General features: G+C 71.5%; 12 protein-coding genes. 6 read left to right on the top strand and 6 right to left on the bottom strand.

The genetic code is table 11. The annotated features are described in order from the left end of the window. Positions 1-225 precede the first annotated feature (225 nt). Complete coding sequence (rpsT, locus tag ABEA24_RS15840) at positions 226-498, bottom strand: 30S ribosomal protein S20 (RefSeq protein ID WP_345431584.1); 273 nt, start codon at positions 496-498, stop codon at positions 226-228. Positions 499-717: 219 nt separating this feature from the next. On the opposite strand from rpsT, the gene lepA reads away from it, so the two are divergent. The 4 genes from lepA to hemW all read left to right on the top strand — a co-directional run bounded on the left by lepA (position 718) and on the right by hemW (position 5438). Further along, complete coding sequence (lepA, locus tag ABEA24_RS15835; RefSeq protein ID WP_345431583.1) at positions 718-2538, top strand: translation elongation factor 4; 1821 nt, start codon at positions 718-720, stop codon at positions 2536-2538. Between the two features lie 124 nt (positions 2539-2662). Beyond that, entirely contained in the window at positions 2663-3529 is an 867-nt protein-coding gene (locus ABEA24_RS15830) for an LLM class F420-dependent oxidoreductase (RefSeq protein ID WP_345431582.1), read from the top strand. Between the two features lie 206 nt (positions 3530-3735). After that, positions 3736-4185, top strand: a complete 450-nt coding sequence (locus ABEA24_RS15825) for an ATP-binding protein (protein WP_345431581.1) — start codon at positions 3736-3738, stop codon at positions 4183-4185. Between the two features lie 44 nt (positions 4186-4229). After that, positions 4230-5438 (top strand): radical SAM family heme chaperone HemW, encoded by a 1209-nt coding sequence (gene hemW, locus ABEA24_RS15820; protein WP_345431580.1) that lies wholly within the window; start codon positions 4230-4232, stop codon positions 5436-5438. Positions 5439-5442: 4 nt separating this feature from the next. Here hemW and ABEA24_RS15815 read toward each other — a convergent pair whose 3' ends face one another. From ABEA24_RS15815 to ABEA24_RS15800, 4 genes are all read right to left on the bottom strand, one after another. Beyond that, complete coding sequence (locus tag ABEA24_RS15815; RefSeq protein WP_345431579.1) at positions 5443-6330, bottom strand: DUF4870 domain-containing protein; 888 nt, start codon at positions 6328-6330, stop codon at positions 5443-5445. A gap of 9 nt (positions 6331-6339) precedes the next feature. Further along, complete coding sequence (locus ABEA24_RS15810; protein ID WP_345431578.1) at positions 6340-6981, bottom strand: DUF4870 domain-containing protein; 642 nt, start codon at positions 6979-6981, stop codon at positions 6340-6342. A 102-nt stretch (positions 6982-7083) separates the two neighbouring features. Next, entirely contained in the window at positions 7084-7905 is an 822-nt protein-coding gene (locus tag ABEA24_RS15805) for a DUF3097 domain-containing protein (RefSeq protein ID WP_345431577.1), read from the bottom strand. 111 nt (positions 7906-8016) lie between these two features. Beyond that, positions 8017-8820, bottom strand: coding sequence for an MBL fold metallo-hydrolase (locus tag ABEA24_RS15800; protein ID WP_345431576.1), 804 nt, complete (start codon positions 8818-8820; stop codon positions 8017-8019). 135 nt (positions 8821-8955) lie between these two features. Between ABEA24_RS15800 and hrcA the strand changes: the two genes are divergently transcribed. Both hrcA and dnaJ read left to right on the top strand, forming a co-directional pair. Then, positions 8956-9969, top strand: a complete 1014-nt coding sequence (gene hrcA, locus ABEA24_RS15795; protein WP_345431575.1) for a heat-inducible transcriptional repressor HrcA — start codon at positions 8956-8958, stop codon at positions 9967-9969. Continuing rightward, positions 9970-11100 carry a molecular chaperone DnaJ gene (gene dnaJ / locus ABEA24_RS15790; RefSeq protein WP_345431574.1) on the top strand — a complete coding sequence of 377 codons (1131 nt, stop codon included), beginning with the start codon at positions 9970-9972 and terminating at the stop codon, positions 11098-11100. A gap of 311 nt (positions 11101-11411) precedes the next feature. Here the strand turns inward: dnaJ and ABEA24_RS15785 are convergent, their stop codons facing one another. Beyond that, positions 11412-12905 (bottom strand): MFS transporter, encoded by a 1494-nt coding sequence (locus tag ABEA24_RS15785; RefSeq protein WP_345431573.1) that lies wholly within the window; start codon positions 12903-12905, stop codon positions 11412-11414. Positions 12906-12944 lie beyond the last annotated feature (39 nt).

Genomic DNA, 12944 nt, shown 5'->3' with positions numbered 1-12944 from the left:
GGTGCCGCCCGGGGGAGCGTGCGCGGTCTCAGGCTACGATGGTCGGCTTGGGCCGGCGTCGAGAGGGCGGGCGCTCATGGCGGACCGGCGGTGCGGCGTCGAGGGTCGGCCTCGCTGACGGCGGACAGGGCGGCACTCGTCGCGGCCGGGGGCGAGGCCGATGGCAAGCACAACGACGCCGCGCCCGGACCAGTGGGCACGGCGTCGGTGACGCGTAGGTCTGTCTTACTTGGCGGCCTGCAGCTCGGCGGCGCGCTTGGCGATCGCCGACTTGCGGTTGGCAGCCTGGTTCTTGTGGATGACGCCCTTGCTCACGGCCTTGTCGAGCTTGCGCGAAGCGTGGCGCAGCTCGGCGAGGGTGGCCTCGACGTCACCGGCCTCGGCGGCCTCACGGAACTTGCGGATCGCGGTCTTAAGCTCGGACTTGACCGCCTTGTTGCGCAGGCGAGCCTTCTCGTTCTGCTTGTTCCGCTTGATCTGGGACTTGATGTTCGCCACGAAAGAAGCCTCAGGTCTTAAGTCGATGGGATGGGGGCGCGGGACCTGTCGCGCCCACACGCAGTGGAACAGCTTACCAACCCCACCGCCCCTCCCCAAACCGAACCGGCGGGCCGGTCGCGGAGAGCACGTCCGCGAGCCGGGTGACGCGCGGCGGGAGCATGGCGCCCGGCATGGGACCATGGAAGACGCTAGATCCGCCACTTCTTGAGGAACCCGGTGCCGCCCGTACCGAACCAGACCGATCCCGCGGTGATCCGCAACTTCTGCATCATCGCGCACATCGACCATGGCAAGTCGACGCTCGCCGACCGCATGCTGCAACTCACCGGTGTGGTCGAGGAGCGTCAGATGCGCGCTCAGTATCTCGACCGGATGGACATCGAGCGCGAGCGCGGCATCACCATCAAGAGCCAGGCCGTGCGCCTGCCGTGGAAGGACCACGTCCTCAACCTGATCGACACGCCCGGCCACGTCGACTTCTCGTACGAGGTGTCGCGTTCGCTGGCGGCGTGCGAGGGGGCCGTGCTGCTCGTCGACGCGGCGCAGGGCATCGAGGCGCAGACGCTGGCCAACCTCTACATGGCGCTCGAGGCGGACCTGCACATCATCCCGGTCCTCAACAAGATCGACCTGCCGGCCGCGCAGCCGGACAAGTACGCCGCGGAGCTCGCCGGCATCATCGGCTGCGACCCCTCCGAGGTGCTGCGCGTGTCGGGCAAGACGGGCGAGGGCGTCGCGGAGCTGCTCGACAACGTCGTCGCGACGGTCCCGGCGCCCGTGGGCGACCCGGATGCCCCGGCCCGTGCGATGATCTTCGACTCGGTGTACGACACCTACCGGGGCGTCGTCACGTACGTGCGGGTGGTCGACGGGCACCTGTCGCGGCGCGAGAAGAGCCTGATGATGTCCACGAAGGCCGCGCACGACACCCTCGAGGTGGGCGTGATCTCGCCGGAGCCCAAGCCGGTCACCGGTCTGGGCGTCGGCGAGGTGGGCTACCTCATCACCGGCGTGAAGGACGTCCGTCAGGCCCGGGTGGGCGACACGGTGACGAGCGCGTCCGGCCCGGCGGCGGAGTCGCTCGGCGGCTACCAGGATCCAAAGCCGATGGTGTTCTCCGGCCTCTATCCGGTGGACGGCGACGACTACCCCGAGCTGCGCGACGCGCTCGACAAGCTGCGCCTCAACGACGCCGCGCTGATCTACGAGCCGGAGACGTCCCTGGCTCTGGGCTTCGGGTTCCGCTGCGGCTTCCTCGGCCTGCTGCACATGGAGATCGTGCGCGAGCGGCTGGAGCGGGAGTTCGACCTGTCGCTCATCTCCACCGCGCCGAACGTCGTGTACCGCGTGGTGATGGAGAACGCCGAGGAGCACACGGTCACGAACCCGAGCGAGTTCCCCGAGGGCAAGATCGGCGCGGTGTACGAGCCGATCGTGAAGGCGACCATCCTGTCGCCGAGCGACCACATCGGGGCGATCATGGAGCTGTGCCAGGGCCGGCGCGGCGTCCTGCTCGGCATGGACTACCTCTCCGAGGACCGCGTCGAGATCCGCTACACCCTGCCGCTGGCCGAGATCATCTTCGACTTCTTCGACCAGCTGAAGTCGCGCACCCGCGGATACGCCTCGCTGGACTACGAGCCGAGCGGGGAGCAGGAGTCCGACCTGGTCAAGGTGGACATCCTGCTGCAGGGCGAGTCGGTGGACGCCTTCAGCCAGATCGTCCACAAGGAGAAGGCCCGCGAGTACGGCCTGATGATGACGGCCAAGCTCAAGGAGCTCATCCCGCGACAGCAGTTCGAGGTCCCGATCCAGGCGGCGATCGGCGCGCGCGTCATCGCCCGGGAGAACATCCGCGCCATCCGCAAGGACGTCCTCGCCAAGTGCTACGGCGGTGACATCTCCCGTAAGCGCAAGCTGCTGGAGAAGCAGAAGGAAGGCAAGAAGCGGATGAAGACCATCGGCCGGGTCGACGTCCCGCAGGAGGCCTTCGTCGCCGCGCTGTCGACCGGCGCGGCCACCGAGAAGAAGAAGTAACCACCGCGTCGCCGGACCGTCCCGCCGCTGCCCGCGTCCCGGGATCGGTGCACGCGTCTTCGGACCGGCTCCACCGGGGCAGGTTGACCGTGACAGTGGTCGGCCGAGACGGTTGGGGGAGACGATGGTGAACGTCGGCCGGGTGGGCATCTGGAGCTTCGGGCTGCGGAACGACGATCCGAACGCCGCGGGTGAGATCCGGGAGGCGGCGGCGGAGCTGGAACGGCTCGGGTACGACGCGATCTGGCTCGGCGCGAACCCGGGTGTAGACCACGCTGTGCCGGTGCTCGAGGCGACCTCCCGCGTCGTCGTCGCCACCAGCATCCTCAACATCTGGGAGTACGACGCGGCCGAGGTCGCGGCGCGGCACACGGCGGTGTCCGCGGCCCATCCCGGACGGTTCCTGCTGGGCCTGGGCGCGAGCCACGCCGGCCTCGTCGAGGGCTACCGCAGGCCGTACTCGGCGATGGTCGCCTACCTCGACGGGCTCGACGCCGAGGGCGTTCCGCGATCCGAGCGTGTGCTGGCCGCGCTCGGGCCGCGCATGCTCGCGCTGTCCCGGGACCGCGCGGCCGGCGCCCACCCGTACCTCGTGACGCCCGAGCACACGGCGCAGGCGCGGGAGATCCTCGGCCCGGACCGCGTGCTGGCCCCCGAGATCAAGGTGGTGCTCGACACCGATCCCGAGCGGGCGCGTGCGACGGCACGGCAGCACCTCGGCATGTACATGACGCTGCCCAACTACACGAACAACCTGCTGCGGCTGGGCTTCACCGAGGACGACTTCGCCGAGGGCGGCAGTGACCGCCTGATCGACGCGGCCGTCGCGTGGGGCGACGTCGAGGCGGTACGGCGGCAGATCGCCGCTCATCGTGACGCGGGCGCCGACCACGCCGTCCTCCAGGTGCTCAGCGCCGACCCGAGCGGGCTGCCCCGTACGGAGTGGCGGGAACTCGCCGCCGGCCTGGGACTGGACCGGCGCGGTTCGTGACGCCGGCCGGCCTCCGGACCGGGTGGGCCGCTGTGATCAACCTCACCACGGCGAGGGCCGGGCGTCCGATGCGTAGGGCCCGCAGCCGATAAGGGCGGCTCATCCTGTTCCGACCGAAAGACCGCAGCCGATGATCTGGGTTTTCGCCCTTGATGAGGGGAATGAGGCCGTTCCGACTGATTTAGGGAGGAGTCTTGGATGCGGCCATGACACGACCGGAGGCGCACCCCCGCGATCCGGATTTCACGGGTGGTGGTGATCCGGCCGATATGACGGTCCTCGGAGTGATCGCACTGCCCGGGACGGAGCATTCGGTCGCGGTGGGCCGTGGATTCGTGCGCGACACGCTCGGCTCCCACCACCCCGCGCTGGACGGCGTCGGCCTGAGCGTGAGCGAACTCGCCACCAACGCGATCAGGCACACCCTCAGCGGAGCCGGCGGCCGGTTCACCATAAGACTCGCCGCCGCGGACCGCCGGATCCGGGCCGAGGTCGTCAACGACGGCGTCATCGACGGCGAACCCCACCTCAGGAGCGAACCCCCCACCGACGCCGAGCACGGCCGCGGGCTGCTCCTCATCGAGGCCCTCGCGGACCGCTGGGGCGTGACCCGGTGCGCCGGCCGGACCACGGTGTGGGCGGAGTTCGGCTACTGAGCGCGCCGTCCCGGGCATCCGTCCGGTGGCGGCAGACTTGAGGGGTGCCCTCGACTCTGCCCGACGGAGATCCGGTCCCCACCGACGGCGCGCTGCCCGGCAGCGCCCTCGAAGGTCTCGGTGACCGTCCGTTCGGCTTCTACGTGCACGTGCCGTTCTGCGTCACCCGCTGCGGCTACTGCGATTTCAACACCTACACGGCGACCGAGCTGCGGGGCGCGTCACGCGAGGCGTACGCCGACACGGCCATCGCCGAGATCCGCCTCGCCCGCCGCGTGCTCGGCGACGTCGACCTTCCCGCCGCGACCGTCTTCGTCGGCGGCGGCACGCCCACCCTGCTGCCCGCCGGCGACCTGGGCCGGATCCTCGACGCGATCGGCAAGGAGTTCGGGCTGGCGGCCGACGCCGAGGTGACCACCGAGGCCAACCCCGAGACGGTCGACCCGGGCTACCTCGCAGGCCTCCGCGAGGCGGGCTTCACGCGCATGTCGTTCGGGATGCAGAGCTCCCGGGAGCACGTGCTGGCCGTCCTCGACCGCACGCACACGCCCGGCAGGCCACAGCAGTGCGTCCGCTGGGCGCGCGAGGCCGGGTTCGAGCACGTGAACCTCGACCTCATCTACGGCGCGCCGGGGGAGAGCGACGCCGACTGGCAGGCCAGCCTCGACGCCGTACTCGAGGCCGGTCCCGATCACGTCTCGGCGTACGCACTGATCGTCGAGGAGGGCACCCGGCTGGCCGCCCAGGTGCGCCGGGGCGAGGTCGCCGCGCCGGACGACGACGCCATGGCCGACCGGTACCTCGCCGCCGAGCGGACCCTCGGCGCCCACGGGCTGAACTGGTACGAGATCTCCAACTGGGCGGCGGACGACGACGCCCGCTGCCGGCACAACCTGCTGTACTGGACCGGCGGCGACTGGTGGGGCGTCGGCCCGGGCGCGCACAGCCACGTCGGCGGCACCCGCTGGTGGAACGTCAAGCACCCCGCCGCCTACGCCGCCCGCCTCGCGGCCGACACCACGCCCGCGCACGCCCGGGAGGTCCTGGACGCCGACGACCGGCGGTTCGAACGCGTGATGCTCGAACTGCGACTGGCCGACGGCTGCCCCCTCGACCTGCTCGACGACGACGCCGTACGAGGCGCGGTCGCGGACGGCCTGCTCGTCCCCGAGGCCTACGAGGCGGGACGCGCGGTGCTGACCCTGCGCGGGCGACTCCTGGCCGACGCGGTCGTCCGGGACCTGACGCCCTAAGGGGTCACTTGACCATCGGCCAGCACAGCCACTTCGGGATCACGTACGGCTGGGCCTTGCTCGCCCGTACCGCGCCGATGATCAGATAGATCAGGTGCGCCACGCCGTACACCACGAGCACCGGGAGGACGACGATCGCGCCGATCCCGAGCGTGACGACGATCAGCAGGATGCTGCCGAACGTGAGGATGAGGCTGGTCAGCGCGAGGTTCAGCGCCTGCGCCCCGTGCTGGCGGACGAACGGCGACCGGTCCTTGCGCGACGCGTAGACGACGAGCGGCGCGATGAACCCGAACGCGAACTGCCCGACGTACGCCATGAGCGCCCACGTCGTGTCGTCGGCCGCCGTGATCCCCGGGCCGGCGTACGCCGGCGGTCCGTAGGCGTACGGCACGGGAGGACCGCCGTACGGCGGTCCGGGCGGGTGCGGAGGACCGCCGTACCCGGGACCGAGCGCTTGTGGACCGGGTGGTGCGTCGTACGGTCCGGGTCCTGCCGGCGGGCCGCCGTAGGGCCGTCCGTACGGCGGCGGCTCGGCCGGCGCGCCGTACGGCCCCGGTGGCGTCGGCGGCCCGGCCGGGACACCGGGCGCTCCCGGTGGTCCAAGTGGTCCGGCGGGGGCGCCGTACGCCTCTGGTGGTCCAGGAGGCCCGGCTGGGGCGCCGTACGCACCCGGTGGTGCGGGTGGCCCGGCGGGGGCGCCGTACGCTCCCGGTGGCGTCGAGGGCCCGCCGTACGGAGGTCCACCGGCCTCGTAGGGCGGCGTGTCGTGCGGCCCCGGCCACGACGGTCCGGGCGGCGGGCCGCCGGGAGACGGGGGAGCGGCGGGCGGGCCGCTCAGCGCCGGGTCCGGCGGTTCGAACGAGGGCGGGGGATCCTGTGGCTCACTCACACGGCTTCCCTATCGCAGGATCGGCCAGGCGGCGATCGAGGGCAGGCGGTACCACTCGCAGCGGTTCGCGCCGATCGCGGCCTTGACGACGCAGAAGTACTCGATGGCCAGCACCGCGAGCGTGATGAGCAGCCCCTGTATGCCGATGAAGTAGGTCACGGCGAAGGCGGCGACGTTGCAGGCGGTCATCGCGATGGACAGGTTGAGCGCCTGGACCGCGTGGAAGCGCGCGAACCGCGAGGAACGGCCCTTGAGGAGGTAGACGATGGCCGGGGCGATAAACCCGGCGACGAAGATCCCGACGTAGGCCGGGACGGCCCAGCGTTCGTCCTCGTCCGTGACCGGCCCGCCGGTGGGCGTCGGCTCGCGGCGCCGCTTCGCGGGCTGGGGCGGGCCGTAGCCCGCGGCCGGAAGGGCCTGCTGCCCGTGCGGCTGCTGCTGATATCCGCCGTGCTGGTAGCCGCCCTGGTCGTAGCCTCCCGGCGCGTTCCCGGGCTGGGCGTACGGCGACGGCCCGTGGCCCTGGACCGGTGCCCGTCCATGGCCCTGGCCTCCGTGGCCCGGCCCGTACCCCTGGCCTCCCGGGCCGGGGCCGTAACCCGGTCCGCCGAGGCCGGGCCGTCCGTAGCCCGGTTGCTGGCCATAGGTCATTGGTGGCGTCCCTTCTAGCGGAACATGGGGAGATGTCGGTGGGTGACCGAAAGAGGTCGCAGTGTATGAGACGTACGCCGACGCGGGATGGTTGCGCCGTCCTCAGCCCCGTTGCGGGACGGTGACGAAGTCGATCAGCTCCTCGACCCGCCCGAGCAGCGCGGGCTCCAGGTCGGTGTAGGCGCGGACCCGGCCGAGGATCGCCTGCCACACCTCGCCCGGCTCGCCCCTCCAGCCGAGGGCGGCGATGACGCCTTCCTTCCAGGGCGTCCCGCGCGGCACCCGGGGCCACGCCGCGATGCCGAGCACCGACGGCTTCACGGCCTCCCAGATGTCGATGAAGGGGTGACCGGTGACGAGGACGTACGGCGAGGAGACCTCGCCGGCGATGCGGCTCTCCTTCGAACCGGCCACGAGGTGGTCGACGAGCACGCCCAGCCGGCGTTCCGGCCCGGGGCCGAACTCCTCGACGATGTCGGGGAGGTGGTCGACGCCTTCGAGGTACTCCACGACGACACCCTCGACCCGCAGGTCGTGCCCCCAGATCTTCTCCACGAGTTCGGCGTCGTGGCGGCCTTCGACGTAGATCCGGCTCTCCTGCGCGACGCGCGCCCGGAGGTTCGGTACGGCGATCGAGCCGGACGCCGACCGCGACGGCCCCGCCGCCCGTACGGGGCGGACGAGCGTCACCGGCTTGCCGTCGATCAGGAACCCTGCCTTGGTGAGGGGGAAGACCCGGCGCTTGCCGAACCGGTCCTCCAGGGTCACCGCGTCCTTCTCACAGGCGACGACCGCGCCGCAGAAACCGCTCGACGGGTCCTCGGCGACCAGGCCGGGCTCGGCGGCGACGTCCGGGATCTGCCCTTTCTTCGGGCGGCGCCAGTCGCCGGACAGAACGTCGCGTCCATAGTCTTTGCTCCGCACCCGTCGCACCGTACCGGTCACGAGCCGAGCGGGTGCGCTCACCCTGATCCCTTACCGGCCCGATCGTCCAGGCGGCCCGCCCCGATCCCGGGTTCGGATCGTCCGGGCGGCTCATCCTGATCCAGGGCGCGGGTCCAGATGATCGTGGCCGCGCCGGATCGCCTCGCGCAGCGTCTCGGCAGGGTACGGCCAGCCGCCCGTGGCGAGGGCCTCCTCGACGTCCAGCCCCGCGGCGTGCGTCTCCCGCACCCGGCGGGCCACCAGGTCGATCTCCTCGCGCTGGCGGGCCGCGAACGCCGGATCGACGGGCTCCCCGTGCCCGGGCACGAGCACGCCGTCCACGGTCCGCAGCAGCGCGGCCAGGGTGCCGGGCCACTCCAGCGGGAACGAGTCGCCGCCGTACGACGGCGGGCCCGACTGTTCGATCAGGTCGCCGGTGAACGCGCACCGGGCGTCGGGAACCCATGCCACGAGATCGCCGTCCGTGTGGCCCCGGCCGAAGTACCGCAGCTCGACGACGCGGTCGCCCAGGCCGAGCTCGGCGTGGTCGGTGACGAGGTGGTCCGGCGCGAGCAGGAGGTCGGTCTCGACCTTCTCCGCCCACCCGGGGAACTCGCGTGCCAGCATCGGCCGTACGGTGTGCGCCAGGTAGTCCGGCAACGACGCGTGCCCCCACCGCACCCCGGTGAAGGCGGCGTTGCCGAAGCAGTGGTCGAAGTGGCCGTGGGTGTTGACGACGATGGGATCCTCGACGCCGAGCCGCCGGACGTCGTCGCGTAGCCGCACGCCCTGTGCGACACTCGCGCGGGTGTCGATGACGACGGCGCCCGCGGCCCCGACGATGACCCCAACGGTCACGTCGAAGTCGGAATAACGGCGCTGGAAACAGCGTTCCGCAACTTCGTGCCAGGTCACAGGAGTGACTCTGCCACGCTCGACGCGAGAACGTGATCCACCGGCGTCTCCTCGTGTGTGCCGCCGAGCCGTACACTTGGCACTCAGAGGAGAAGAGTGCCAGATTGAAGGGCTGCGGACACGGGAGGTGAGTGCGTGCTCGACGATCGAAAGCTGGCCGTGCTGCGAGCCATCGTCGAAGATTACGTGTCCACCCATGAGCCGGTGGGTTCCAAGGCGCTGGTCGACCGGCACAATCTCGGCGTCTCGCCGGCCACGATCCGCAACGACATGGCGGTGCTCGAGGAGCAGGGCTACATCGCCCAGCCTCACACGAGCGCCGGACGCGTGCCGACCGACAAGGGATACCGGCTGTTCGTCGACCGGCTGTCCACGATCAAGCCGCTGTCCGCGGCCGAGCGGCGCGCCATCGAGACGTTCCTCGCCAACGCCTACGACCTCGACGACGTCGTGAGCCGTACGGTCCGGCTGCTGGCACAGCTGACGCGGCAGGTCGCCGTCGTGCAGTACCCCTCGCTGACGCGTTCGTCGGTACGGCACGTCGAGCTGGTGCCGATCGCGGCCCAGCGACTCCTGCTCGTGGTCATCACCAACACCGGCCGCGTCGAGCAGCGGGCCATCGAGACCCACGAGGACGTCTCCGACGAGGCCATCGCGCACCTGCGGGCGCTGCTCAACGCGCGTCTCGACGGGTGCTGGCTCACCGACGTGCCCGACGTCATGGCCGACCTGACGGAGCACGTGCCGGTCGGCGAGCGGCCCCTGGCCGCGACGGTGCTGTCGGTCCTCCTCGAGAGCCTCGTCGAGAAGCACGAAGAGAAGATAATCATCGGCGGCGCGGCGAACCTCGCTCGCGCCGACTTGTCCCAGAGCCTCCGTGACGTGCTGGAGGCCCTGGAAGAACAGGTCGTCCTGATGCGACTGCTCGGCGAGGCGGAGAACCCCTCCGGCCTCACCGTGCGGATCGGCACCGAGAACCCGCATGAGGGCCTGCGCACGACATCGGTGGTCGCCACCGGCTACGGCGCGGGCGACCAGGCCGTGGCCCGGCTCGGCGTGCTCGGTCCGACGCGGATGGACTACCCCGGGACGATGGGAGCAGTGCGCGCAGTGGCACGTTACGTCGGTCAGATACTGGCGGGGTCGTAAGTGGCGAACGACTACTACGCGACCCTCGGGGTGCGCCGGGACGCCAGCGCGGACGAGATCAAGAAGGCGTACCGGAGGCTCGCGCGCGAGCTGCACCCGGACGTCAATCCTGATCCGGCCACCCAGGAGCGGTTCAAGGAGATCACCCAGGCGTACGAGGTGCTCTCCGACCCGAAGAAGCGCGAGATGTACGACCTGGGCGCCGACCCGTTCGCGGCCGGTGCCGGCGCGGGAGCCGGCGGCTTCGGCGCGGGATTCCCGTTCAGCGACATCATGGACGCCTTCTTCGGCACCACCACCCAGCGCGGGCCGCGCACCCGGGCCCGACGGGGCCGCAACGGCACCGTGCGCGTCGAGCTGGACCTGTCGGAGACGGCGTTCGGCACCACGCGCGAGCTCACGGTCGACACCGCCGTCGTGTGCAACCACTGCTCGGGCGCCGGTACGGCCCCGGGCACGCACCCCGAGACGTGCGACATGTGCCACGGCCGGGGCGAGGTGCAGCAGGTCACCCGGTCGTTCCTCGGCCAGGTCATGACGTCGCGAGCCTGCCCGCAGTGCGGCGGCTACGGCACCATGATCCGCACCCCGTGCCCGGAGTGCTCCGGCGACGGCCGGGTCCGCACCCGCCGCACGATCAAGGTACGCATCCCCGCCGGTGTCGAGAACGGCACCCACATCCAGCTCGCCGGTGAGGGCGAGGTCGGCCCGGGCGGCGGACCGGCCGGCGACCTGTTCCTGGAGATCGTCGAGCGTCCGCACGCGATCTTCGAACGGCAGGGCGACGACCTGCACTGCACCGCCCAGGTCCCGATGACCGCCGCCGCACTCGGCACCACGCTGACCGTCGAGACCCTCGACGGCCCCGAGGAGATCGACATCCGGCCCGGCACCCAGTCCGGCCAGGTGATCCCGATGTACGGCCGGGGCGTCAAGCACCTCAACGACAGCGGCCGCGGCGACCTGATGATCCACGTGAACATCGAGACGCCGACCAAGCTCGACGAGGAGCAGGAGGAACTGCTGCGCAAGCTGGCGAGCCTGCGCGGCGAGGAGCGCCCGCCGGGCAAGTTCTCCCCGGGCCAGCAGGGCTTCTTCTCCCGCCTCCGCGACGCCTTCAACGGCCGCTGAGGTTTTTGCGAAGGCCCCGTCCGGACCGGACGGGGCCTTCGTCATCCGTGAGGGATCTCTGTCACGTGAGCGGGTCGCTGTCGCGTGGGCCGGTCTCCGTCACGTAGTCGGACACATAGGCGGCCTTCGTCACGCCTCCGTCACGCGAGCGGGTCTCCGTCACATGGGTGCGTCTCCGCCACGCGGGTGGGTCTGCGTCACGTGGGCCGGCCTGCGTCACGTGGCCGGTCTCCGTCGTGTAGGCGGGTCTGCGTCGCGTGGGCGGGTCGCCGTCACGTGGGTGGGTCCGCGTCACGTGGGCGGGGCTTCCGTCATCCGTGAGCGGGTGCCGCGGACCGGTTCTCCGGCTCCGGCTCCCGCTCCGGCGGTGCCTCGCGGGTTCGCATCAGCGCCGCCGTGACGATCGTCGCGACGAGCAGCCCCGCTGCGAGCCAGAAGGTCAGCCCGACGGCGTGCAGTGACGCGGCCCCGGATCCGCGGCCCGCCCGGGACCCCGTGGCCAGGGAGCGGAAGAAGACCGTCCCCAGCAGGGCGATGCCCAGAGTGCCGCCGAACTGCTGGACCGCGTTGAGCAGCCCGGCGGCCGACCCCGTCTCGTGCGGGCGCACCCGCGTGAGGGCGGTGGTGAAGAACGGCACGGTGAACAGCCCGTTCCCGATCCCGCACAGCCCCAGCGCGCCGAGCAACGCCCAGGGGTAGGCGCCCGGCCGGGCGCCGGCGTAGACGGCGACCGTGGCGAGGAGGCCGGCGAGCATGACGGCCAGCCCGGCGAACATCATCCGTGATCCGTACCGCGGCACCAGGCGCGTCCCCGAGACCCACGAGGAGATCGCCATGCCGCAGGACCACGGCAGCAGCGTCAGCCCGGCGGTGAGGACGTCGTCGCCCAGCCCGACCTGCACCTGCACCACGACGACCAGCATCAGCCCGTTCATCACGGCGAAGAACAGCGTCGAGGTCGCCAGCGCGGCCGGGAAGCCCCGGTCGCGGAACAGGCTCGGCTCGACCAGCGGACGGCCACCGCGCCGGGCGGCGTACCGCTGCTGAAGACCGAACGCCACCAGGACCACGGCCCCGGCGCCCATCTCGGCCCAGCCGCCCGCCCGCACACCGGCGGTCCCGCTCTGAATCAAGGGATGGACGACCAGTCCGGCTCCGGCGATCGCCAGCACCGTGCCGAGCAGGTCCAGGCGCGGCCGCGCCTCCGCCCTGTCCTCGCGCATCCTCGGAACCACGGCCAGCACGACGGCCGCGAGCGGCAGGTTGACGAGGAACACCGAACGCCAGGAGGAGCCGAACAGGTCGGCGTGCGTGAGCACCGCCCCCAGCACCGGCCCGCAGATCGCGGCCAGGCCCATCACCGGCCCGATGCTCCCCATCGCCTTGGCCAGCTCGGCACCGTCGAACATGGCGCGGATCAGCCCGATCGTCTGCGGAATGATCAACGCGGCGGCGGCACCCTGGACCGCTCGGGCGGCGATCAGCGCCCCGGCCCCGGGCGCCAGCGCGCACGACAGCGACGCGAGCGCGAAGCCCGCCACCCCGACCGCGAACACGCGCCTGCGCCCCACCATGTCGCCCAGCCGGCCGCCCATGACCAGCAGCATCGCGAACGGCAGCGTGTAGGCCGCGCTGAACCACTGGATGTCGGTCTCGGCACCGCCCAGGTCCGTGTGGATGACCGGCGCGGCGACCTGCACGATCGTCGCGTCCAGCAGGTTCATCGCCTCGGCGACCAGCAGGGCGCCCAGCGCGAGCCCGCGGAAGCGGTACGCCGCTCCCACCGACCCTTCCCGTATCTCCATCGATCTTCCTTCCGGTCACGCCCGATGTCGCGATCCAGC

This window comes from Actinoallomurus vinaceus, assembly GCF_039542055.1.
Lineage (GTDB): Bacteria > Actinomycetota > Actinomycetes > Streptosporangiales > Streptosporangiaceae > Actinoallomurus > Actinoallomurus vinaceus.
This window is presented reverse-complemented; position numbering and strand designations above follow the sequence as displayed.